Consider the following 508-nt stretch of genomic DNA (forward strand, 5'->3'; position numbering starts at 1 on the left):
AAGAAGACGGCGGGTTGCTCAACATGGGCGGCCGCATGTACGACCCGCAGCTGGGGCGGATGGCGAGCGCGGATCCCTTCGTGGTCGCGCCGAACAGCACGCAGGGGTGGAACCGCTACGCGTACGTACTCAACCAGCCGCTTTCGCGCACGGATCCGAGCGGGTTTGAGCCGACGGAGAGGCCCGCGGGGGACGCCGACTCTGAGCAAGCCAAACCTCCGGGGCGCGACGCGAAAGGCATGGAGGGCCGCGGTACAACCACGCAAGGCCCACCCAAACCGCGCGAGATGCATCCCGGCGGCAGCGCGGAGCCGAAGGCCAGCCAAGCGGCTGGCGAGCAGGGCCCAGGCGCGGGCGGTAAGCCCCCGCGCGGCGACGCGATCCCGCCGAGCGGTGGGCCGTCGATCTCCGGGCTGATCGCGGGCTTCATGCTCGACGGCGTGAAGTCGCTGACGCCTGGCGCGGGCGTGACCACGCCGCACCCGCTCGAGGGCTTCACCGACAGCAT

The 508-nt window shown here is 71.3% G+C and carries 1 protein-coding gene; it reads left to right on the plus strand.

Annotation, left to right across the window (positions count from 1 at the left end):
• A partial coding sequence (locus ENSA7_RS41595) for an RHS repeat protein (protein WP_280524079.1) occupies positions 1–508 on the plus strand: 508 nt, incomplete at both ends.

This window comes from Enhygromyxa salina, assembly GCF_002994635.1.
Classification (GTDB): domain Bacteria; phylum Myxococcota_A; class Polyangia; order Nannocystales; family Nannocystaceae; genus Plesiocystis; species Plesiocystis salina_B.